Source organism: Marinobacter alexandrii, from assembly GCA_039984955.1.
Classification (GTDB): domain Bacteria; phylum Bacteroidota; class Bacteroidia; order Cytophagales; family Cyclobacteriaceae; genus Ekhidna.
The window spans coordinates 3,167,569-3,189,213 of sequence record JBDWTN010000007.1 but is presented as its reverse complement, the minus strand read 5'-3'; the positions used below and the strand labels follow the sequence as shown (position 1 = coordinate 3,189,213).

Genomic DNA, 21,645 nt, shown 5'->3' with positions numbered 1-21,645 from the left:
TCTAAATATTCCCTTTTTTTTTGTGCTAATGGTCTCACCCTAATACCCCCTAACTAAGACTTTTAATAGGATTACATATAAGGTTTAATAATTCTTCTGTTTTCAAATCCTAAAAAATTAGGAATACTCCTAATTTTTTAGGATATTTACTATTCAAATAGTAATACTATGAAATTAACCAAGGCTGAAGAGCAAGTAATGCAGGTGATATGGCAGCAAAAAAAAATTTTTATTAGGGATATAATATCTCATCTGCCTGATCCCAAACCGGCTTATAATACCGTGGGAACATTTTTGAAAATTCTCGAACAAAAAGGATTTGTGACCAGAGAGAAATATGGAAACATATTCCAATACTCTCCAAAAATCTCAAAGGGAAAATACACTACATCTCTCATGAAAGATTTTCTAACTAATTACTTCGATGGATCACTCGAGCATATGTTATCTCACTTCTTAAATAACAAGGACCTTGATTTAGAAACTTTCGAAGAGCTGTCTAAAAAATTGAAAGAAAACAAAAAATGATAACTTATTTCATTCAAGCATCAATCTGTCTGTGCGCTCTTTATGGATGCTATCATATTCTTCTTAAAAGAGAAAAGCTGTTTCATTTGCAGAGAATATATCTCATCAGTTCAATTTTCTTATCTCTCATTCTGCCTACTGTTCCCCTCGAATGGAACGCTGCTATTGGATCCCCAGAGATCAATGACTTAACCCGATCAGTTCAAGCCCTGACTATTCCTACAACTGCCAGCGCTCAGACTGATTCTCAGTGGTCCCTGCTTGCCAGCATATACTTAACTGGTGTTTTGTTTATGTGTATCAGATTTGCAATCAGACTTAATGTCATCTTATCGATAGTTAGAAAAACCCCAAAAGAGCAGCATGAAGATTATATTCGAGTCTATACGGAAGAATCAATTCCTATTTCTTCATTTTTCAAATTCATCTTCATTCCAAAATCCACTTCAAAAGAATCACTTAAATACATGCTCTTGCATGAAAAAAAACATGTAAATGGACTTCACTCTATTGACTTAATAATAGTACAACTGATCTACATATTTTTTTGGTTTAACCCGATATTACTCTTATACAATAAGAGCATTAAGACCATTCATGAGTTTATCTGCGATGAGGCAGTCGTTTCAAGAACGTCTGTAAGTAGCTATCAAAAAATATTGATCCAATCACTATTCAGCAACGCTGGATTATCCTTAACCAGCCCATTCAATCAAATTTCAGCCAAAAACAGAATAATTATGATGAACAAAGAAAAAACCAAAGGAATCAAAAAGGCCAAGCTACTATTTGTAATTCCTGTGCTTGCTATGTTAATCCTTGCATGTAACCCCGAGAGTTTACAAAACACAACTCCAGTAGAAATATCAGGTCATGTTGTTAATGGTGAAGGTAAAGCCTTGCCAGGAGTAAGTGTAATAGTAGAAGGCAAAGACCTAGGTGTTGTAACAAACCTTAAAGGAGAATATCGTATTGGAGGTCTTGATAGTGATAACGATAAACTAACGTATTCAATGATTGGTTTTGAACCTGTGTCTGTGAGCGTAAAAAAAAGGTCGATTATAGATATCGAATTAGCAAAAAATGGTAATGCGTTGCTTGATAATAAGGTTAACTCATCCCAAGAAAGAGATATACAATACGCCATTCTCAATAATGATGGAAAAACATTTAAAGGAATTATCACGGAAAAATCTGGGAACCCCATGAAGGGAGCCTATGTAGTCATCTTGGGTGGAGAAAAATCTGAAAAGGCAATATCAGATGACGAAGGAAAATTCGAAATACCTACCTCTCAAATAGCTAAAAGATTTGTGGTATATAGGAAAGAAACTAACGAAGCTTTTACTCTTGATGCCTCTAGTCCTTCAACAAAGACCGGAGAATAATCAAGCGTTTCTAAATCTATGAAAAACTCTGCATTCTCTCAGAGTTTTTCATTTTGCTTGAACTCAAAAGAGGTGTATTGCTTTTTCCTTGTAAAAGATTACTTTCCTGAAATCACCTGGTTTTTTATCATTCAATAGTTTCAGCGGCCCATTTTCTTCAATAATCTTTTGGAATCTGTCTTCAGACTTTTCGTATGCTGCTTGATTCTTGTATGTCGTTTTTAGTATTAAATGAAAGGATGCCTCAGGAGTTGATTGCACCTCAATGATTTCAAATGAATCTATGTATGATTTAGCTACAGCTATTTTCCTAAGCTCCAGCCAATTATTCTGATAATAAAAAACTGCTTCCTCTCGATTATCATTAAGTATTTGAACAAAGTCAATTGTTGAAATTTTACCATTCTGAGCCTGAATAGACAAGGAGCTCATTATCATTAGAACTAGTAGATATTTTTTCATCTTCTTCTTATTTAAACATCCATACGAAATAACATCCAAGCAAGGTTCACTCCTCTGACCAAATATGTTTAAATAAATAATAAGTTCTATTTCTTTTTCATGGCAATAAGCTTTTTCTGATACCTCCCTTGAACAATATCTATTACCACCAAAATGAATATGATAAAGTAAAAAGTAGTCTTACTCATAGGTGTAATGTGATTTCCAAAAATTTCCAACTGAGCGAGATGCCCTCCTTCTGAAATGAGCATCACACCTACTAGAAATAAGATAAAAAGTCCCAAAATTTCATAAAGTCTATTTTTAGTTAGAAACTTAGAAACACCGTCTGATAACCAAATCATCAGTACGCCACTAATAATAATGGCGGTTGCCATGACCCAAAAGACATCACTCAATGCCATCGCACTTAAAATAGAATCGAATGAAAAAATAAGATTCATCAAGACAATCATTGCAATGGTCTTTGCTGTACTTTGACCTCTTTTGTCCTCCCCTTCATGTTCTTCCAGGTACACCAAATGAAAAATTTCTCTTAATGCAGTATACAAAATGAATGCCCCTCCAAAAAGAACTATTAAGCTATGAACATTGATACTTCCGGAAATAAAATCAGAGTCTAACGTCAGAAATGGCTTCTGAAAATATTTAATCACATTTACTAGAACATATAGCAGTATAATTCTAAGGGCTATTGCTATTCCGATACCTACCATTCTCACCATCTTCTGCTTCTCAAGTGGTGCTCTCTTAGACTCCAAAGAGATATAAAGTAGATTATCAAAGCCCAGTACAGCTTGTAAAAGAACAAGCATGAATAATGTAAATATGTTTTCAGCCATCGTTAATAATTCTTGGTCGGCTAAGATGCAAAAATGAAGGCTAAGGAAAAAAGAGTTATTCTTTTGGCATATCAGAATCGGTTCCAAAATATTTTTCCTTACTGCTGTAAATAGCATCCGTCATTTCTCTGACGTAAGAATCGATCTTGTTCGTTGAAACCTTCAAGTAACCTGCAAATTCTTTTAGTTTAGGGCCTGAAATCGTCTCTTGTTCAAACAAGTCCACCATAGCCATACAGTTGGTCAATGGTTGCCTAATCTTATGAGATAGATCAAACAACATGGTTTCTAATAATTGAACATAGAGAGCCCTTTGTCTTTCTTCTTTCTTAAGATTTGTGATATCCTGAACTGTACCCATCATAGCAACTACTTCACCTTTATCATCAACCTTAGCCTGCCCATTTGTCATCACCCAAACCACTCGTCCTTGATTGTCCACTATTCTATATTCAATTGAGTTATGAATACCAATCAAGCCTTTCGAAAGCGTATCCCTTATAAGATCAAGGTCATCTGGATGTACGCAAGCTTGCCAACTTTCAATTAAGTTCTCCGTGCTTTCATCCAATCCAAATATTTCATACATCGTAGGAGACCAGTATAAATCATTCGTTGATAAATCCCATTCCCAGCTTCCAATTCTAGCAGCATGCTGTGCCTCTATAAGTCTATCAAGCACCGTTGTTAATTTCACTTCAGCTTCGGCAAGTAGTTTTTTTTGCCTCTCATTTTCAGATCTCAGCTCCAAAAGCTTTACAACTCTCTTAGCAAGTACCTCAAGCATTCGTACCTCTTCTTTGCTGAATTCTTTCGGCTTGTTATCCAGCACACACAAGGTCCCAATCGCATCATTATTTTTTGTGATTAAAGGAGCTCCAGCATAAGATCTAACATAGGGCTCTTTTGTTACTAAGGGATTCATTTTAAAGCGATCATCTTTGAGTGAATCAGAGACGATCGTAACCTGATCCTTATTTTTCAATGCGTAAGAACAAAAGGAGCCTTTAAGAGAGGTCTGTTTTGCATTAAGTCCCTTTACAGCTTTAAACCTCAGTTTATCAGAGTCAATTAGTGAGATTAAGCAAATTGGCGCACCAGAAATAGAAGAAGCTAATTCAACTATTTCATCAAATTCATCTTCTGGAAATGTATCAAGAATACCAACGCTACTCAGTTCTTTAATGCTTAGTGACTCATTCATTTTAGGTTGAATTTCTCGTGATTGCAACTATCAAATTAGTTCTCTATTAGTTCCATTACTAATTAGTTAGTCCAATTCCCGATTTTCATCGATGATTTCTTCTGATTACAAAAAAGAATGAGAAGAATAGTATGTTTCACCAAATAGATTTCTGTTTATCGACTCAAAATCATTTAATTTCACTGTCAACCATTGATCAGCTTTGAATTTTCGTATAACAAATATTTTACCTACAGCAGAAAGATCTGTTAAAATAGAGTTTCGCCTCTTTGAAATAACACTTTTCCTAACAGTTACTTTTTTTCTTTTTTGGTCCGTTTTTGGATTCATTGTAGGGTATGGTTTTTTTATTCAAACTGTTTATTTAAGTGGATTATTCATTTACTCCGGAATCTATTATTTACAGAAAAGAGAAATTTCTTTCAGAGCACTATCGCTTACCTATTACTATTTAGTTCTATTTCTCCTTGCGATTTCATGGCTTCCTTCTGGTGGCATTAAAGGTGCAATACCTACTTTTTTAGCAATGGTTTATTTATCAGGGCTGCTTGTACTTCCACTAAAAGATTATTTGATCTTCATTATTATCACATTCGGAATTGTACTTGGCCTTATAGTTTACGAAATAAATTATCCTGATCAGGCTGCACCTTACCTCGATTATGATCTACTAATTCAGGATTTAGCTATTGCTACACTAGTCTCATTGATAATCATGGGCGTTTGTCTATTTCTATTTAAAAGAACATACGTAGAAGATCGAAAAGAACTCCGAAAGAAAAACTCAGAACTTGAAAAGAAGAAAGTCAGTGCAGAGTCCACTGATCAAGCTAAGACAACCTTTTTAGCTACTATTTCTCATGAAATGAGGACTCCCTTAAATGGAATTGTGGGAATCACAGAGCTTCTTTCAAAAACAAAGACGAATACTGAACAAGAAGAGCTTATTGAAAGCTTGATGTACAGTAGCGACATCCTTCATGGACTAGTAAAAGATGTACTTGATATTACCACTATTGAGGCAGGAAAGATGAAGCTACAAGTGGGTTCTTTTGCTGTAAGAGATGAATTAAAAACATTGTGGAATGTCTTTGAAAAGAAAATAAGCTCTAATCCCAATCTAGAGATTAAGATAAATTTCGATCAATCATTACCAGAACACCTGAGTGGCGATCTTGCTAGAATACGTCAAGTATTGGTAAACCTCCTTAATAATGCACTAAAATTCACTTATAAGGGGAGTATTGTATTAGATGTGAAAGTAGCAGGACTTGTAGGAAATGTCGCTTCTATTCAGTTTCTGGTCACTGACACAGGGGTAGGTATTCCTGAAGATAAGCAGCCATATTTGTTTGATACTTTTTATAAAGGATCAGAAGCTACAGGATATGAAGGCACTGGATTAGGTTTATCTATTGTGGAAAAACTTGTGAAGCTGATGGGCGGCAAGGTTTATTTTGAATCCATACCGCAGCAAGGGTCAAAATTTCATTTTACGCTTCCATTAGGTGTTGTAGAAAAGGGTGATGTAAGTGACTTTAAACAAATCGTCATTCCTGGATTAAAAGAACTTAAAGTACTCATAGTAGAGGATGTAGAAATTAACCGTCTAGTCGCAAAAAAATTACTAAAGAGTTTAGGAATTGAAACAATTGCTGTCGCAATAAATGGAACTCAAGGAGTAGAAGAAGCAAAGGAAAAGTTTTATGATATCATCTTCATGGATCTCCAAATGCCTGATATATCTGGTTTTGAAGCTTCACTCCAGATAAGTAAACATTTTGAAGATAAAGAAAAGAAGCCGATCATTATCGCTTTAACAGCAAATGCAATGAAAAGCAGTATGGAGGAATGTTACGCATCGGGCATGAGTGACTATATACTAAAGCCTATCAAGTCTGACATAATAAAGGAGGTCTTGATGAAATATTTAAATCCAAAAACTGAATCATGATACTAGGTATTCTACTTTTCATCATATTTCTATTTTTATCGATACTTCATTTCAGCTGGGCATTGGGTAACTCTTGGGGTTTTGAGAATTCCCTACCACAAAATGAAGATGGAGAACTTGTTTTAAAACCTTCTCGCAGGGATAGCGCAATCGTAGGCATTGGGCTTCTCTTATTTGGAACTTTTTATTTGATAAAAGTTGGATTAGTTACACTTGAGTTACCAACATGGGCGGTATCAATAGCGAGTCTAGTTATTCCGTTGATATTTATTTTACGCGCTATAGGAGACAGAAAATATGTTGGCTTCTTCAAGAGTATTAAGTCCACAGCATTTGCAAAAAAAGACACAAAATACTATTCCCCGTTGTGTTTAATTATAGGACTTACCGGCCTAATGATTTGAATTAACTATATTCTAGGTGATTTGGTCGAAACTATAAATTTTTACCAATCTGCATGGCATATTTGAATCGTAAGTCATTGCAGTAAATTGTTAAAACATCTATAACCATAACATATGTTATCTGAAAAATCACAAACTCTAAAATGGAGAGAAGTCTATAGTCTCGCGGCACTTAATGCAGCAGTGGTCATTAGCTGGATCGCTTATCATGAATATCAGCCTGTGTTAATGAAAAACCTAGGAATCACACACTTAGTAGATTTCATGATTGTAGCCAAGGCTATCATATTAGTAACCATACCTCCTATTGCAGGATGGCTCTCAGATAAAATTTTACAAAAAAATGGAAAGTACCTAATCATTTTCACCGTTGGTATTGGGGCTACTGCTATGGTTTTCATGGTTGTTGCCACCCTCATAGGTACTTCTGACGTTATCGATGTTAGCACAATCGTTCCTTTTATGATTGTCATATGGCTTATCTGTATGAACCTTTTTATCAGTCCTGCCAATTCAATGATTGAAGCATTTGCACCGGCTAAGCAACTGCCCATCGTGGTAGGTGTACTTTTTCTTGTCACGGAACTCCTCTACGCATTAGAACCTGTTGTAGTGGCATTAGTACTATTCTTTGGAGATACTCTGACATTCATTGTGGGCGGAATCCTAATCTCAGTCACTGGTTTTATTTTTCATAAGGTCTCTCGAGACGAAGTAATGCAGCGAAAATCAGAGCTTATTGCAAATGATCGTGTAAAAACTCAGACACCCATGTCCTATTTAGCAATTGTCGTTGTAGGCCTTTTTCTGGGTTTGGGGAAAGCGTTTTTAGTTGAATTTTTACCTGAACATTTTGCAACTAGATTTCCCGGATTTACAGAATATGAGGGATACATTTCTTTTGCCATTCTTGGGATCTGTGCTGTATCAGGCTTCTTGATTAGTAAGAAGGTGTCAAAATCCAATTTGCGAAAGGTGATTGTTAGTAGCTTTATAGTTCTAGCTGTTGGTGTAGGGACCATGATTTTTTCGTACGATCCATATTTGACTTTGATTGCTGCACTCATCATAGGAGCTGGATTCACCATGGCTAATATCAGTGGCTTGCCGTTTGCAATACGAAATTTATCTGTAAGACATGTGACTTATGGCGTGGGTATATATATAGGAGCCTCAGAAGTCATTACAGGACTATTTGAATATATGTATCGATAACATCAAAACGGTCATAAAGCAAGAGGCTCATCTTTTCAGGATGGGCCTTTTTTATTGTTTACCCGGAAATATTGAGTGTTCACAGATTAAAATTTTGAAAAGGATTTCTACTAAGCACTTTCGAGGCATGTTTAATCAAAACAATCAGACAATGAAAAACCTAGCACTGTACTCCACGCTACTTCTTATCACACTTTCTTCTTTTGCTCAGCTGGAGGTCACACTCTATGGTGATGTAAACGACTCAACACTTATAAAGCGCAAGCAATCCATGGAGGAAAAGGGTTGGACCGTCCAAATAAGACCAGAAGACAGCCGGGGTGACGATTCAGGAGATCAGGAGTTTATCAATAGATGGACAAATAAAAAACTGCCAGCATTTGAGCTAACGGATATGAATGGAAAAAACCTTTCGAATGATGATCTGAAAGGAAAAATGGTACATATCAATTTTTGGAGTGTTACTTGCAAGCCATGTATTGAAGAATTTCCAGAACTAAATGAATTGAAGAATAAGTATGGTGATGAGGTTATTTTTCTTGCCATCGCTCCTGAAAGTGACAAAAAAGTCAATAAAGTCCTAAAAAAACATGCGTTGGAATATCGATCATTTGCTAATGCAGAGCTATTTTTTGAAGAGTTAGGTATTGATGGTTACCCAAAAAATTTATTCATCAAAGAGGATGGAACCATTGAAAAAATTATTGATGGAACTCATTACAAAATTGAACAGGTAGATGATAAAGCCACTATGGTTCCTGATAATTTTCAATACTATGATAAGGTGTTAGACAAAATGACCAATGCAGGTATTTAATTGCCTCTGACATTATCTTTAATTCTGAAGCAAGAAAAATGAACAAACGATACATAATAATATTAGGAGCCTTAGCTATTATGCTCAACTCCTGTGTCTATTCACTGTTTCCTATTTATACCACAGATACTCTAGTATTCAAAGAGGAACTATTAGGCAAATGGGATATTGGTGAAGGTAGCTATATGGTTTTTGAAAAAATGTCTGACGATAGTGATTATGAAGAGGAAGAAGAAGAGGAATATCAATACAGCATCGAAATTCAAGAAGGGTTCACCATGAGCTCGGATGAGCCTATTTTCATCACTGAAAATGGAAAAAACGTATATGATGAAGATAGCATAAGAATGATTATGCAAGAGCGACTAAATAAAATTGATACTGAAGAAGATGAGGATGAGAGCTCTTCCGATGAAATAGAAGTAGCAGAAGAAATCGAAGAGAAAGTCACAAATAAATTAAAATCTAAAGACCTTGATTATTCCGGATCGATAAGTGTCTATGAAGAGGAGAGTTATAGACTAACTATTGTCGAAGAAGAAGGAAAGAAAGAAGCATATATTGCTCACCTAGTTGACATTGGAGGCGACCTTTTTATGGATCTATATCCAATCAAAGAATTCGATTCAAAAAACGTATCTGATAATTTTTTTCCCGTTCACACCTTCTATAAAGTTGCCATTACCGAGACTGATTTCACCATGACTCATTTTGATTTAGACAAATTGAATAAGCTTTTTGAAAGTAACCTTATACGTTTGAGACATGAGAATGTAGAAGGCACTGTGCTCATCACTGCACAGCCGAAAGAACTACAAAAGTTTATCGATACCTATTCTGATGACGAATCTGTATTTGATACCTCAGAAACATATAAACGTGTAACTCCATGATTTCATTCATCAGAAGAGTGATCTCAAAAACATGGATTCAACATCTGGTTTTCTGGATGTTGTCTCTTTATGGAATAGGGAGTTACTTTTCCATTTCTAATGAAGTCAAGGTTATTGACTTTATATACTCTTTGTTTTTCCATATTCCTTTATTGACACTTGTCTATTTCAACATTCGGTATCATCTACCTAAGTTTCTTCAAAAAGAGCGATACCTGATTTATGGTCTACTAAGTTTCCTCAATATTGCATTAGCTTATTTTCTACATGAAATAATCTTTGAAGTATTGATCCCAGTATTGCCTACTGATTTTTACATGGTTTCATTTACAGATTTTTCTGTCTTGATCACCATATTTATCATTTATCTAGCATTAACTACACTGCTTAAGCTCTCCAAATCATGGTATCAGCTTCAGCAATTGGAAAAGGAAAAGCTCTCACTTGAATTGAATTCATTGAAAATGCAGATCAACCCCCACTTCCTTTTCAATAGCTTAAACAGTGTTTACTCACTCTCATTAAAAAAAAGCGATCAAACTCCACAGGTCATACTTGGACTTTCAAATCTTCTACGGTATATGATCTATGAAGTGTCTGAAGAAAGAGTTCCTCTTTTGAAAGAAGTAGAATCGTTGCGAAATTATTTGAATCTCCAGAAACTTAGGGTAGATGAAACTGCCGATATTCAGCTAGACATCAGTGGTGAAATTAATAATCAAAAACTAGCTCCATTATTATTCTTCCCGCTGATAGAAAATAGTTTTAAACATGGTCTCAAGAGTAATAACAACTTTGTCCATGTAAAACTGGAGGTGACCGAAAAGGCACTGGTATTTATGATTAAGAATAACAAAGGAAAAGTAGACGAACCTGAGGATGGAAGGTATGGTGGCATAGGGCTTGAAAATGTTAGAAAGCGACTTGATATAATTTATAATAAAAAAGCATCCATGGAAGTCAAAAACAAAGACGAAAGTTTTGAAGTAACACTAACCATTGATTTGGATGATTAGATGCATAATTATAGATGATGAGCCTCTAGCCAGAGATGTTTTGGAATCTTACACGAAAGATTTACCATCTTTGAAGCTCGTTGCAATTTGCAAGGACGCCATAGAAGCAATGGACATATTAAATCGAGAAGAGATTGATTTAATCTTTCTTGACATTAACATGCCTAAACTATCAGGCCTTAATTTTTACAAGGCACTATCTAAGAAACCAAAAGTGATTTTTACTACTGCATATGCTGAACATGCGGTAGAAGGTTTCGAATTAGAAGCAGTTGACTATTTACTGAAGCCATTCTCTTTTGAGCGATTTATTAAGGCTGTGAATAAGATATCCATGGAGGAATCAAACCAGAAAGATGACTTCATCATGCTAAAAGCTGACAAACGATCACACAAAATCAACTATAATCAAATATTGTATTTTGAATCACTTGGGGATTATGTGAAGGCTCATTTAGTTAATGAAAAAATTCTAATCATTAGTGAGACACTTAAGAAATTGGAAGAGCTACTTCCTTCATCATTTTTAAGAGTACACAAATCATATATTCTCTCTATTCCTCATTTAGAATACTTAGAGGGAAATCAAGCTAAAATCAGTGATACAAAAATCCCGATAGGGCAATCCTATCGGGATAAAGTGAATGATATCTTTAAAAAATAGGTTTAACTCTTGCTGGTGGCAATTAGCTCTATTGCTTTTGAAATACTTGTAGCAATCTTGTTTTTACCCTCCATTGAATTGATATATGTTGCATCATCTTCATTAGATAAAAAACCAAGATTTACATGTATTGCAGGACATTTTGCCGTTCTTAAAACATACAAGTCAGATAAGCCGATCCTACTTTCACGATTGATGCTCGTAAGCTCTTTGCCAATACGTTGAGATACTTTCAATGATTCCTCATAGAAGTCGGTTCCTGGAGCAACGAAAACACTTGTAAAGTCCGCCTTTGAATCAATGTCTGCATCCAGATGAATGGAGATCATTAAGTCAACCTCCTCGGAAGCTTTGGATCGATCCTTTAAACTAATACCTGCATCGCTTTCTCTAGTAAACTGAATGATTATGTCTTTATTATCATCAAAATAGTTACCTATTGCTTTACTAACCTCTAAAGCAAGATGTTTCTCTGTTATCCCAGAAGAAGATTTAGTGCCATCATCCATTCCTCCATGACCAGGATCAATGAGTACTTTATAGGGTTTCATTAAGGGTTTCTTCTCTAATTCGAAGTATCCAAGAGCTGCAAGTTCTCTTTGTGTTCTTATTATCTCCTCTCTACTAAACTTTGCACTTTGATCTGACTTGTTCTTATTCTTCGATTTTTCTTTTTTCTTGTATTTGTCTTTGGTCTTGATTACGATCACTCCATTTTTCCCTTTTTTTCCATACAACCTGGTCGCACTTTTGTCTTTCAATACTGTAACCTCCTGAATATCGTTAGGATCCAAGTCGCTTACATTATCTACTACCTCATCATCAATTACAAACAGAGGCTGCTTGTCACCAAGATAGCTAACCCTCCCCTCCTGCTTTGAATCACCAAATTTCAATTTCTCCTCTTGAATCTTTCTAAGAACCTCAGTCTTCTCTCTCTCTTCCTCATCTATTTCCCATTCAACTCTAACTTTGGCATCAGGTTTTTCTACACGAGCCAACTCAAGTCCTTCTTTTTCTCTCTCGGATACGGCCACAGTTTCCTCAACTTCTCCATCTTCTTTTTCTTGTGAATCATCAGAAGGCTTTTTTGGAGAGTCTTTAATCCAGATAGTTTTAGGCTTAACCGTAAAATTTTTAATGTAGTCTATCGGGTCCACATATCCTGTACCTACTTTCATCACTTCATAATGAAGGTGGGGTTCTTTAGACGCCCCTGAATTACCACTTTCCCCAATTTTATCTCCACGCTTAACTGCATCTCCACGTTTCACATCCATCTTGGATAGGTGAGCATACCTGGTCATATACGCATCACCATGATCTATTAAAACAAATTTTCCATATTTATCATGAGCTTCAGCATTATGAATCACACCATCAGCTGTAGCAATCACAGTGGTACCAATCGGACTTGAAAAATCAATTCCTCTATGATGCTGCCTTACTTTATCTACAGGATGCATTCGCATACCAAAACCGGATGTCATACTCACATTATCAGTACTCTTAAAGGGTAAAATGGATGGCGTATAATCTTGAGTCTCATTTTCCGATTCGTTTATGCTACTTTTTGCTCTAAGACTATAGTCTGTTATATAATCAATCGGATCAACGTGCTCTCCATCTTTTATAATCTCATAATGTAAGTGCGGAGCTGTAGATGCTCCCGAGCTACCTGAAAGAGCGATTACCTCTCCTATGGTCACTCTATCTCCATTTTTCACTTTGAATTCTGAAAGTTGAGCGTATCTTGACTTGTGTCCATTTTGATGATCTATCGTTATCATCTTTCCATACCCACCAGATTTTTCAGAAATTTCAACCACTAAACCATCTGCACTTGCCATAATTTCTGATCCCATTCTACATGAGAAATCTACACCTTGATGCATCTTCTTCACCTTGTAAATAGGATGCGTACGCATACCAAAGCCAGATGATAATCGGATCAAATCAGAATCTTTCACAGGAGAAATGGAAGGTTTATTATCCTTCTCTTTACTATTGAATTGAGTTTTCACTTTGAATTCAGAAGCATCCCAGAAAGGAAGTATGCCAAGACTTGGTTCGGGACCTAAAAGGTCCGCGATCTCATTCCCAACTTTTTCAATTGGTTCAATGGCTTCTTTACTAGAAAAAGCAAAAGCAATTACTAGAATTATCGGAGCAGTCAGTGCATAGACCCACCCAGACATCTTACGTTGTTTGTTCATCATTACAATCCTTTTTTTAATCATTGAAAAATTGAAATGACTTACCAAACCAGAGTATTCCACAGACTGTAATTGTGAAAATAATATTTCCTGATAGCCAATCGGATCTTTGAATCGATTGACCACCTCCTCGTCTGCTTGATATTCGTGAATTTCGATAAGTGCATTTCGGTACAGATAAATGAAGGGATTGAACCAAAACAGCGAACCAACGAAATCCAATAGCAGTCTATCCACTGAATGAAACTGCCGTACATGTACACATTCATGCGCAAGTATCTGATCAAATGCAGGTGATCCAAAAAGCGACTTAGGAATAAATACATTTGTAAAGAAACTAAACGGACGATTATGTGTAGTCCTAAAGAGCGTAAACCATCGTTTTTTGACGGGCTCTGAATGTTTTTTTAATCTTTGAAGTATAAATATGGATACGACTGATCTAATCAAAAAGCCTAAGGCCAGCACTCCATATAACCACGGTAGCAGTGACCAATATGAAAAAGAACTCTGCTCTTCCACAGGAACCAATTCAAATTCCTCCAGAGAGTTTGATGGCTCTGAAAGCCATATGATGAATGAGCTATCATCAGGTAAAATGGGCGCTTCTTCAATTTGAGGTATTTCAAGAAAAGGAATAATAAAGGCCAGTAGGAAGGAAAGCAGTAGATATCCACGATTAGGTGAATGCCGCGCGCTCCTATGAAGGAAAAGGCGATAGACTAGGTAGAGTAGCCCATGAATAGCTATTACCTTAATCAGATAAATGATCACTTCGTTCATGACTTGCGTTGTGCTATTTGGTCATCAATGAGTTTTCTAATTTCCTGTAGTTCTTCTACAGAAAGATTCTTTTGAGACGTGAAGAAAGAAGCAAATTGTTTAGCAGAGTTATCAAAAAAATTGCTCATCAAGCCTTTCATTGATTGTTCAGAATATGTCTTTTTTGTAACCAGAGGGTAATATTCTCTAGATTTTCCATGTGTATTAAATCCAATAAACCCCTTCTTCACCAATACATTTACCACTGTTGAAATAGTTGTGTATGCAGGAGCAGGCTCTGGATATTGCTCTACAATGTCTTTTAAGTATGCTTTTTCAAGTGTCCAGAGGTAATGCATCAGTTGTTCCTCTGCTTTGGTCAATTCCTTCATGGAGCAAGTATATAACTATAATTATAATTATACAACTATTTTTATAGTTATTAAAAATTAAGTACTTCTTTTAATCTTGAATATCCAGACCTACTGACATTGAGTTGAGTTTCATCTTGAAGCAGCAATACATGGGTGTCTTTACCCATTAATTCCACCCTAGATATTTCTTTGATGCGAACAATGTATGATCGATGAATTCGAACAAAATCTTCGCTGGAGAGATTGTTCTCGTAGTACTTCATTGTCTGTTGTTTTAAGAAGCTTCCCTCTGTTGTATGAAGCTTCACATAATCATCTTGAGCTTCCAAATATTGAATTTCATTTACACCCACAATATGAATTTTCGTTCCTAACCTAACTGCAATTCTTGAAAGTTCTTCTTTTTCACTACTACCACCTATTATTTTTTCAAGTGTAGCTCGAGAATTTGTTTGGCTCTTAAGTTTTGTCTTTGCTTTATTTAGAGCTGTAATGAATCGTTCTTGAGTATAAGGTTTTAGTAAATAATCAATCGCATTCTGCTCAAATGCCTTTATCGCATATTCATCATAGGCCGTACTAAAGATGATAATCGGAGGGTTCTCAACCAACTCCAGCATTTCAAAGCCTGTCAACTTGGGCATCATAACATCTAGAAATACTAAATCAGGCCGTAATTCATTTATTTGCTTAAAGCCTTCAAATCCATTGTCACATTCGCCGATAACCTCAATCTCTCTATCCTCTCCCAGGTATTCGCTAATAATTTGCCTTGCCAGATATTCATCGTCGATAATCAGTGTTCGTATTTTATTCATGATCAGATTCTTTCAGAGGAACTTCAATAACTACTTCAAATAATTCTGTGCTTTTATTTATAGCCAGCAAATCTTTTTTACCATATACTAGATCCAGTCGTTTCTTCACATTCTCCAATCCGATACCTTCTCCCCTCACAGGAATTGCTGTCTTATCAAAACTATTTTCAAGGCTAATTCTAAGTATCTGCCCATTCATAAAGCACTTTAGCCTAATTAGAACGGGCTCTACACTATCATAGACACCATGTTTGATTGCATTTTCAACAAGTGGCTGTAAAATCATATTTGGCAAAAGGATATTCTCAGTTTTCGGATCAATCTCCTTTTCAAATACCAGTTTATCGCCAAATCTAATTTTTTCAATGTTTAGATAAAGGCTTACATTTTCAACCTCTCTATTCAAAGGAGTTAACTCTTCATTTCCCTTTCCAAGCGAATATCTTAGAAAATCGCTTAGCTTAATTACCATGTCTCTAGCATCTTTCGGATTAGTAACGGTCAGGGCACTTACGGAATTGAGGCTATTAAATATGAAGTGCGGATTAATCTGAGATTTGAGCATCCGAAGCTCAGAATCCTTAAGTAGGTTTTGAAGTTCTAACTCCCTATTCATCCGTTCTTGCATGTCCTGATAATACCGAATTAAGTAAAAGAGAAGCACACTTATACTATAGAACAATGAACCAATTATCACCCGCCATATAGTGGCATCTTGCAAAAACTGAATGTAGCTCCCGTTGGTATTAAAGATGATTTTTAAAATTACTCCTGAAGCCGTCAGCCAAACGGCAATGGAAATCGTCGCAGCTCCCAGGTGAGTAGCTAAGAGTGATATACTGTCTTTATTTAACCCTCCAAAAACTACAATAAACCAAAATCCAGGCACAATAGCTCCATAGATAAGGTTGTAGATCAAGCTATCTCCAAGGGCAACCGAAATAGAGAAGTCGTAATAGAAGTAAAGCACCGAACCATGAACAAGCATGATCACAAGCCATACGATCATGTAAAACTTGTAACCAGAACCGCTCAGAATTGGATGCTTCATGAATAGTGAGTATAGATTTAAAGTTAATCAGATAGTCTTAGCCTCTCCGCACTTCAAATCCTCCAAATAATATGAGGCCCTTAATTCGTAAAACCTTGTCAGGATCTTGTACTACATGACTATTCGATCTTCTATCAGTAAAGCTTCCAAAAACCACGACAGATTCATTTATCACAGTCCAATCATGAGGTACTGTCACTTCATTCCCACCAAACATGCAGAAATAATCAATTAACACCTCCTTTTTTCCCAACTCAACATCTACAAGATTTAACTCCGACCCACCAAAAATTGAAGTGATCTTCCCCCCTTTCAAATTTCGAGAAGTAACCGTTTTTTCTGACCCTCCAAATACAGAGGTATCCTCAATAAAATCATTTGATAAATCTCCTGGTTGCATAACCTGAGAATGTCTTTTTCTAAGAAAAATAGATAGACCAATAATAATAAGGATTGCCGGCCACCAGTCTCTTACACGGAAACGCGGAACATCTAGAATATCTGGAAGTAAAAAGAAAACACCGATACCCAAAAAAATCAATCCTTCTCTGCGACCTGTCACAAGCATAGCCCCCCCAATGACAACAAAAATGGTCTCCCAACTAAAAATCCAATATGGTAAAAAGGATGGGATTAAGTTAAAATTCCTGAGTAAAAAATAACTACCTAATGCTACTAGTACTATACCAAGCCAGGTTTTAGAGTTTGTTCGTGTCTGTTGTGTCATGCCTTTGAGTTTAAATTATACAATCAAAGGTGTATTGAATCGGAAATGTATGCTATAGCAAATCGGTAAGCAGCGGTAGGCTACCGGTAAGTAGTGGTTCGAGTCTTGTGATTTTCTAAGTCAAAAAAAACTCTGATTAAGATCAGAGTTTTTTTGCTATTGATAGCCTAAATTTTACTTAAAATGATAAATATTTAGTTTCTGTATAATCATTGCAAGACAAGGTTACTAGATATTCACCTGGCTCAAATTGGAATCGCTTACCGATTAGTCCTAGTTTGCCTTCGATCCTTTCTTGAAAAAGAAGTTGACCATTCTCAGTTTTGATAGCTATAAGCAGATCGTTTGATTCATTCGTCAGAAACTTAACCAACACCAACTCACTATCCTTAATTAGTTGAGGAAAATTTATTCTTTGCGAATCTTCCATATAAATTTCTACTGCATCTGTCAAAAGCTCAAAGGGAACCGAATGTCTCTTAAATTCATCTTCTACAACAAAAATGTATTTCCCATTACTCAAGTTTGCAAGGTCAAAAATAATGTTGAGTACTCCTTCTTCTTTTAGTTTCTTTTCGAAAAGTATCTGACCACTTTCATCTTTGATGTAAGAAATAGCTTTCCCCCGAATGTTTGAGACTTTTACGTTAACCTTCTTATCGCCAATCGTGTAGATGTGAAAGGCAGATGTGTCACTTGCTTCAACTGTAACAGTAGTCATCCATAGGATAAGTACTGCAATAACTTTAATTACTTTTTTCATTTCTTCAATCCTTTTGAGTGTGTTACAATGCAAACCTAAATCGCGAATGCAGACTAAATCACTCCATAATTGACATATATCTATGGAATATTAACATTTGATAGATGAAATACATGAAAATGTCAATTTCATTGAAGATTTTTACAATGAAATCAGTTTTTATTAGATAAAAATCAATTGAAGTTAGATCCTAAAGTCAATAAAAAACTATCCAGTCCTCCTTTAGAGAAGGTAGTCATGCCTCATGAAGGGTCAATACTTGTGCGTCACTTCCATGTTAATCACAGAAACACAAGGCCTTATTGGCACTATCACCCTGAACTCGAATTGGTTTATGTAAAAGGAGGAAGTGGGAAAAGACATATAGGAAGTCATCTTTCTTATTTTAAAGAAGGGGAGTTAGTACTGATTGGCTCTAACCTCCCGCATCAAGGCTTTACTGATCGTATTTGTGGCAATGAAAGTGAAACGGTCATTCAAATGCTTCCAAATTTCCTGGGTGAGGATTTTTTTCATATCCCTGAAATGAAAGACATTTTAAGTCTATTCGAAAGATCTAAAATGGGAATAGTCTTTGGAGACCAGGATAAAGAAGTGATTGGTCCTAAAATTGAAGCATTAGTTAATCAGGACAAATTCAGTCAAATCCTATGTCTTATTGAGGTTCTAAGAGGTCTTTCTTTATCAAAAGATTATAAAATTCTGAATGCAGATGGTTTTTCAATGATTACCAAACCCCATGACAATGATCGTTTGAACAAGGTCTTGAATTACATCAAAGAAAACTTTAAAGAGCCTATTTCTCTAGCAGAGATGGGTGATTTAGTAAGCATGACTGAACCTTCATTTTGCAGATACTTTAAGCGAATCACGGCCAAAACATTCACACAATTTCTAAATGAATATAGATTAGTTCATGCCTCAAAATTACTTTCTGAAAAACAAGTTAGCATTACAGAGGTGTGCTTCGAGAGTGGTTTTAGCAATTATTCTCATTTTGTAATACAATTCAAATCTTTTACGGGAAAGAGTCCGTCCGCCTACAGAAAAGATATTCAGAAAATTCTATAAAATAGGTCTCTAATAAATTAGAGGCCTATTAATTATAAGATACAGTTATGTTACTTAGCTTGGATACACAGCTACATAATCTAACTCTTCTTCTATTCGAAGAAGTTGATTGTATTTAGCCATTCTATCTGACCTACTCATAGATCCAGTTTTAATTTGACCAGCATTAGTTGCGACAGCAATATCGGCAATTGTAGCATCCTCTGTCTCTCCAGATCGATGAGAAACAACAGCCGTCCAACCTGCTTTATGAGCCATTTCAATGGCATCTAAGGTTTCTGTTAAGGTTCCAATCTGATTGACCTTTATCAAAATTGAGTTAGCTGCTTTTTCTTCGATCGCTCTTTTCAGGAATTTCACATTTGTTACCAATAGATCATCTCCTACTAGTTGGCATTTATCACCAATTTTCTCCGTCAGTGTTTTCCAGCCTTCCCAATCATTTTCATCACATCCATCTTCAATGCTATCAATCGGATAATCATTTGCAAGCTTCGCAAGATAATCGGCTTGTTCTGCACTTGTTCTTTTAGCACCGTTAGCTCCCTCGAATTTTGAATAATCATACTTGCCATCTACAAAAAACTCTGATGAAGCACAATCCAAAGCGATGGTCACTTCCTCCCCTGGCTTGTAGCCTGCTTGTTTGATTGCAGCTATTACGCTTTCAAGTGCTTCTTCAGTACCTCCCTTAAAATTTGGAGCAAAGCCCCCCTCATCACCAACGGCCGTACTTAAACCCTTATCATGGATGATCGCTTTTAGATGATGGAAAATTTCGGATCCCATTCTCAATGCCTCACTAAATGTGGGTGCACCAATAGGTCTAATCATAAATTCTTGAAATGCTATAGGTGCATCAGAATGTGATCCTCCATTGATGATATTCATCATTGGTAATGGTAGCACCTTCGCATTCACTCCTCCGATGTATCTATAAAGAGGCAGTTGACATGCATCCGCCCCTGCTTTAGCCACAGCTAAAGAAACCCCTAAAATTGCATTCGCTCCTAATTTCGATTTGTTAGGTGTACCATCCAAATCAATCATTAATTGATCAATATATGCTTGCTCCACCACCAATAAGCCTTCTATTTCAGGTGCTATTATATCATTTACATTATCAACCGCCTTCTGTACCCCTTTACCCATATACCTAGACTTGTCTCCATCTCTAAGTTCAATAGCTTCATGTTCACCAGTTGATGCTCCTGAAGGCACTGCAGCTCTACCTATATAGCCTGACTCTGTGATTACTTCTACTTCAATGGTAGGATTCCCTCTCGAATCCATGATTTGACGGGCAAATACACTTTCAATTACACTCATTTACTTATTATCTTTTATTAGTTGTATAAAATCATCGAACAGATAAGTCGAATCATTTGGTCCTGGAGAGGATTCAGGGTGATATTGGACTGCAAAGGCAGGTTTGCCAATGAGTCTCAACCCTTCAACAGTATCATGATTCAAGTCTAAATGGGTTAATTCAGCTTCTTTTGAATTTTTTAGTGCATCCATATCAACAGCAAATCCATGATTTTGTGAAGTAACCTCACTTAATCCGGTATTGAGATTCTTGACGGGGTGATTCAAGCCTCTATGTCCATGATGCATTTTGTACGTTGAAATACCTACTGCCTTAGCTAATATCTGACTACCCATACAAATCCCAAACAAAGGAATATTCTTATCAAGAACATCTTTTACTGTATTTGACGCATAATCCATGACAGCTGGGTCTCCTGGTCCGTTCGAAACAAAGTAGCCATCAGGGTTCCATTTTTGCATTTCTTCAAAAGAAGTTTCTGCAGGAAAGATTTTGCAGTGACAGTTTCTATTTACCAGGTTCTTTAGGATGGATTTTTTAACACCCAAATCAAGAATAGCAACTTTAAAACCGGTGTTTTCATTGCCTAATTCATAAGGTTTACTAGTTGTTACTTTAGTTGAAAGCTCGAGAGCTTCCATACTTGGTATCTTGTCTAGTTCAGCTTGTAATGAATCACCCGTTAATTCTGAAGAGATAATTGCATTCATTGCACCTTTTGTACGAATGTGCCTAACCAGTTTTCTTGTATCTAAGCCTCCTATTCCAACTGTATTATTTCTTTCTAAGAATTCCTGAAGACTTTCCGTTGCACTAGTTCTACTGTAAATATTAGAGAAATCATTAACCACTAAACCTTTAATAGTGGGATGATCGCTCTCTACCTCTGTATCTATGGCACCATAGTTACCAATATGAGAAGTAGTATTTACGATTATCTGGCCATAATATGAGGGGTCTGTGTAAATCTCCTGATAACCAGTCATTCCTGTATTAAAGCAAATTTCACCTCCTGAGGTGCCTTGCTTGCCTATAGAATAACCAGTGAATGTTGTGCCGTCTTGTAATAGAAGAGTTGCTTTAATGCGGGTGGGATATTTCATACTGGGGTGCAAAAATAATTACGGAATGGGCAAATAAAAAGCC

21 protein-coding genes are annotated in these 21,645 nt (G+C 36.1%); 10 read left to right on the top strand and 11 right to left on the bottom strand.

Annotation, left to right across the window (positions count from 1 at the left end):
• Positions 1 to 168: 168 nt before the first annotated feature.
• The gene (locus tag ABJQ32_20530) at positions 169 to 528 is read left to right on the top strand and encodes a BlaI/MecI/CopY family transcriptional regulator (protein MEP5292051.1); all 360 of its coding nucleotides are present in this window, start codon (positions 169 to 171) and stop codon (positions 526 to 528) included.
• A gap of 86 nt (positions 529 to 614) precedes the next feature.
• On the top strand, positions 615 to 1,916 hold the full coding sequence (locus tag ABJQ32_20525) for a carboxypeptidase-like regulatory domain-containing protein (protein ID MEP5292050.1): 1,302 nt from the start codon (positions 615 to 617) through the stop codon (positions 1,914 to 1,916).
• Positions 1,917 to 1,979: 63 nt separating this feature from the next.
• On the opposite strand, the gene ABJQ32_20520 is transcribed toward ABJQ32_20525, so the two are convergent.
• The 3 genes from ABJQ32_20520 to ABJQ32_20510 form a co-directional block, all read right to left on the bottom strand.
• On the bottom strand, positions 1,980 to 2,378 hold the full coding sequence (locus ABJQ32_20520) for a hypothetical protein (protein MEP5292049.1): 399 nt from the start codon (positions 2,376 to 2,378) through the stop codon (positions 1,980 to 1,982).
• Positions 2,379 to 2,464: 86 nt separating this feature from the next.
• Positions 2,465 to 3,220, bottom strand: coding sequence for a TerC family protein (locus tag ABJQ32_20515; protein MEP5292048.1), 756 nt, complete (start codon positions 3,218 to 3,220; stop codon positions 2,465 to 2,467).
• A 55-nt stretch (positions 3,221 to 3,275) separates the two neighbouring features.
• On the bottom strand, positions 3,276 to 4,424 hold the full coding sequence (locus tag ABJQ32_20510) for a PAS domain-containing protein (GenBank protein ID MEP5292047.1): 1,149 nt from the start codon (positions 4,422 to 4,424) through the stop codon (positions 3,276 to 3,278).
• Between the two features lie 202 nt (positions 4,425 to 4,626).
• On the opposite strand from ABJQ32_20510, the gene ABJQ32_20505 reads away from it, so the two are divergent.
• The 7 genes from ABJQ32_20505 (at position 4,627) to ABJQ32_20475 (ending at position 11,387) form a co-directional block, all read left to right on the top strand.
• On the top strand, positions 4,627 to 6,378 hold the full coding sequence (locus tag ABJQ32_20505) for an ATP-binding protein (GenBank protein ID MEP5292046.1): 1,752 nt from the start codon (positions 4,627 to 4,629) through the stop codon (positions 6,376 to 6,378).
• Positions 6,375 to 6,782 (top strand): DUF3995 domain-containing protein, encoded by a 408-nt coding sequence (locus tag ABJQ32_20500; protein ID MEP5292045.1) that lies wholly within the window; start codon positions 6,375 to 6,377, stop codon positions 6,780 to 6,782. The genes ABJQ32_20505 and ABJQ32_20500 overlap by 4 nt, the downstream gene beginning before the upstream one ends.
• 114 nt (positions 6,783 to 6,896) lie before the next feature.
• Entirely contained in the window at positions 6,897 to 7,997 is a 1,101-nt protein-coding gene (locus ABJQ32_20495) for an MFS transporter (protein MEP5292044.1), read from the top strand.
• A gap of 151 nt (positions 7,998 to 8,148) precedes the next feature.
• The gene (locus ABJQ32_20490) at positions 8,149 to 8,814 is read left to right on the top strand and encodes a TlpA disulfide reductase family protein (GenBank protein ID MEP5292043.1); all 666 of its coding nucleotides are present in this window, start codon (positions 8,149 to 8,151) and stop codon (positions 8,812 to 8,814) included.
• 38 nt (positions 8,815 to 8,852) lie between these two features.
• Positions 8,853 to 9,707 (top strand): hypothetical protein, encoded by an 855-nt coding sequence (locus ABJQ32_20485; GenBank protein MEP5292042.1) that lies wholly within the window; start codon positions 8,853 to 8,855, stop codon positions 9,705 to 9,707.
• A complete protein-coding gene (locus tag ABJQ32_20480) occupies positions 9,704 to 10,723 on the top strand; it encodes a histidine kinase (GenBank protein MEP5292041.1) in 1,020 nt (339 codons plus the stop codon). Before ABJQ32_20485 ends, ABJQ32_20480 begins: the two co-directional genes overlap by 4 nt.
• Entirely contained in the window at positions 10,716 to 11,387 is a 672-nt protein-coding gene (locus tag ABJQ32_20475; GenBank protein MEP5292040.1) for a LytTR family DNA-binding domain-containing protein, read from the top strand. The genes ABJQ32_20480 and ABJQ32_20475 overlap by 8 nt, the downstream gene beginning before the upstream one ends.
• 2 nt (positions 11,388 to 11,389) lie before the next feature.
• On the opposite strand, the gene ABJQ32_20470 is transcribed toward ABJQ32_20475, so the two are convergent.
• From ABJQ32_20470 to ABJQ32_20445, 6 genes are all read right to left on the bottom strand, one after another.
• Positions 11,390 to 14,386, bottom strand: coding sequence for a peptidoglycan DD-metalloendopeptidase family protein (locus ABJQ32_20470; GenBank protein MEP5292039.1), 2,997 nt, complete (start codon positions 14,384 to 14,386; stop codon positions 11,390 to 11,392).
• Positions 14,383 to 14,757, bottom strand: a complete 375-nt coding sequence (locus ABJQ32_20465; protein ID MEP5292038.1) for a BlaI/MecI/CopY family transcriptional regulator — start codon at positions 14,755 to 14,757, stop codon at positions 14,383 to 14,385. Before ABJQ32_20465 ends, ABJQ32_20470 begins: the two co-directional genes overlap by 4 nt.
• 50 nt (positions 14,758 to 14,807) lie before the next feature.
• Positions 14,808 to 15,557 (bottom strand): LytTR family transcriptional regulator DNA-binding domain-containing protein, encoded by a 750-nt coding sequence (locus ABJQ32_20460; GenBank protein MEP5292037.1) that lies wholly within the window; start codon positions 15,555 to 15,557, stop codon positions 14,808 to 14,810.
• The gene (locus ABJQ32_20455; GenBank protein MEP5292036.1) at positions 15,550 to 16,608 is read right to left on the bottom strand and encodes a histidine kinase; all 1,059 of its coding nucleotides are present in this window, start codon (positions 16,606 to 16,608) and stop codon (positions 15,550 to 15,552) included. Before ABJQ32_20455 ends, ABJQ32_20460 begins: the two co-directional genes overlap by 8 nt.
• Before the next feature lie 37 nt (positions 16,609 to 16,645).
• Positions 16,646 to 17,335, bottom strand: a complete 690-nt coding sequence (locus tag ABJQ32_20450) for a DUF5668 domain-containing protein (GenBank protein MEP5292035.1) — start codon at positions 17,333 to 17,335, stop codon at positions 16,646 to 16,648.
• A 178-nt stretch (positions 17,336 to 17,513) separates the two neighbouring features.
• Positions 17,514 to 18,098 carry a hypothetical protein gene (locus tag ABJQ32_20445; GenBank protein MEP5292034.1) on the bottom strand — a complete coding sequence of 195 codons (585 nt, stop codon included), beginning with the start codon at positions 18,096 to 18,098 and terminating at the stop codon, positions 17,514 to 17,516.
• A gap of 177 nt (positions 18,099 to 18,275) precedes the next feature.
• Here ABJQ32_20445 and ABJQ32_20440 point away from each other — a divergent pair, with 177 nt between their 5' ends.
• The gene (locus ABJQ32_20440) at positions 18,276 to 19,169 is read left to right on the top strand and encodes an AraC family transcriptional regulator (protein MEP5292033.1); all 894 of its coding nucleotides are present in this window, start codon (positions 18,276 to 18,278) and stop codon (positions 19,167 to 19,169) included.
• Positions 19,170 to 19,223: 54 nt separating this feature from the next.
• Here the strand turns inward: ABJQ32_20440 and eno are convergent, their stop codons facing one another.
• Together eno and carA are read right to left on the bottom strand one after the other, a co-directional pair.
• The gene (eno, locus tag ABJQ32_20435) at positions 19,224 to 20,498 is read right to left on the bottom strand and encodes a phosphopyruvate hydratase (protein MEP5292032.1); all 1,275 of its coding nucleotides are present in this window, start codon (positions 20,496 to 20,498) and stop codon (positions 19,224 to 19,226) included.
• The gene (carA, locus tag ABJQ32_20430) at positions 20,499 to 21,602 is read right to left on the bottom strand and encodes a glutamine-hydrolyzing carbamoyl-phosphate synthase small subunit (protein ID MEP5292031.1); all 1,104 of its coding nucleotides are present in this window, start codon (positions 21,600 to 21,602) and stop codon (positions 20,499 to 20,501) included.
• Between the last annotated feature and the right edge of the window lie 43 nt (positions 21,603 to 21,645).

Bases quoted from the DNA above. Each gene is read 5' to 3' on its own strand.
- ABJQ32_20530 (MEP5292051.1), top strand. From the start codon at position 169: ATGAAATTAACCAAGGCTGAAGAGCAAGTAATGCAGGTGATATGGCAG.
- ABJQ32_20520 (MEP5292049.1), bottom strand. From the start codon at position 2,378: ATGAAAAAATATCTACTAGTTCTAATGATAATGAGCTCCTTGTCTATT.
- ABJQ32_20515 (MEP5292048.1), bottom strand. From the start codon at position 3,220: ATGGCTGAAAACATATTTACATTATTCATGCTTGTTCTTTTACAAGCT.
- ABJQ32_20510 (MEP5292047.1), bottom strand. From the start codon at position 4,424: ATGAATGAGTCACTAAGCATTAAAGAACTGAGTAGCGTTGGTATTCTT.
- ABJQ32_20500 (MEP5292045.1), top strand. From the start codon at position 6,375: ATGATACTAGGTATTCTACTTTTCATCATATTTCTATTTTTATCGATA.
- ABJQ32_20495 (MEP5292044.1), top strand. From the start codon at position 6,897: ATGTTATCTGAAAAATCACAAACTCTAAAATGGAGAGAAGTCTATAGT.
- ABJQ32_20490 (MEP5292043.1), top strand. From the start codon at position 8,149: ATGAAAAACCTAGCACTGTACTCCACGCTACTTCTTATCACACTTTCT.
- ABJQ32_20485 (MEP5292042.1), top strand. From the start codon at position 8,853: ATGAACAAACGATACATAATAATATTAGGAGCCTTAGCTATTATGCTC.
- ABJQ32_20480 (MEP5292041.1), top strand. From the start codon at position 9,704: ATGATTTCATTCATCAGAAGAGTGATCTCAAAAACATGGATTCAACAT.
- ABJQ32_20475 (MEP5292040.1), top strand. From the start codon at position 10,716: ATGATTAGATGCATAATTATAGATGATGAGCCTCTAGCCAGAGATGTT.
- ABJQ32_20470 (MEP5292039.1), bottom strand. From the start codon at position 14,386: ATGAACGAAGTGATCATTTATCTGATTAAGGTAATAGCTATTCATGGG.
- ABJQ32_20465 (MEP5292038.1), bottom strand. From the start codon at position 14,757: ATGAAGGAATTGACCAAAGCAGAGGAACAACTGATGCATTACCTCTGG.
- ABJQ32_20460 (MEP5292037.1), bottom strand. From the start codon at position 15,557: ATGAATAAAATACGAACACTGATTATCGACGATGAATATCTGGCAAGG.
- ABJQ32_20455 (MEP5292036.1), bottom strand. From the start codon at position 16,608: ATGAAGCATCCAATTCTGAGCGGTTCTGGTTACAAGTTTTACATGATC.
- ABJQ32_20450 (MEP5292035.1), bottom strand. From the start codon at position 17,335: ATGACACAACAGACACGAACAAACTCTAAAACCTGGCTTGGTATAGTA.
- ABJQ32_20445 (MEP5292034.1), bottom strand. From the start codon at position 18,098: ATGAAAAAAGTAATTAAAGTTATTGCAGTACTTATCCTATGGATGACT.
- eno (MEP5292032.1), bottom strand. From the start codon at position 20,498: ATGAGTGTAATTGAAAGTGTATTTGCCCGTCAAATCATGGATTCGAGA.
- carA (MEP5292031.1), bottom strand. From the start codon at position 21,602: ATGAAATATCCCACCCGCATTAAAGCAACTCTTCTATTACAAGACGGC.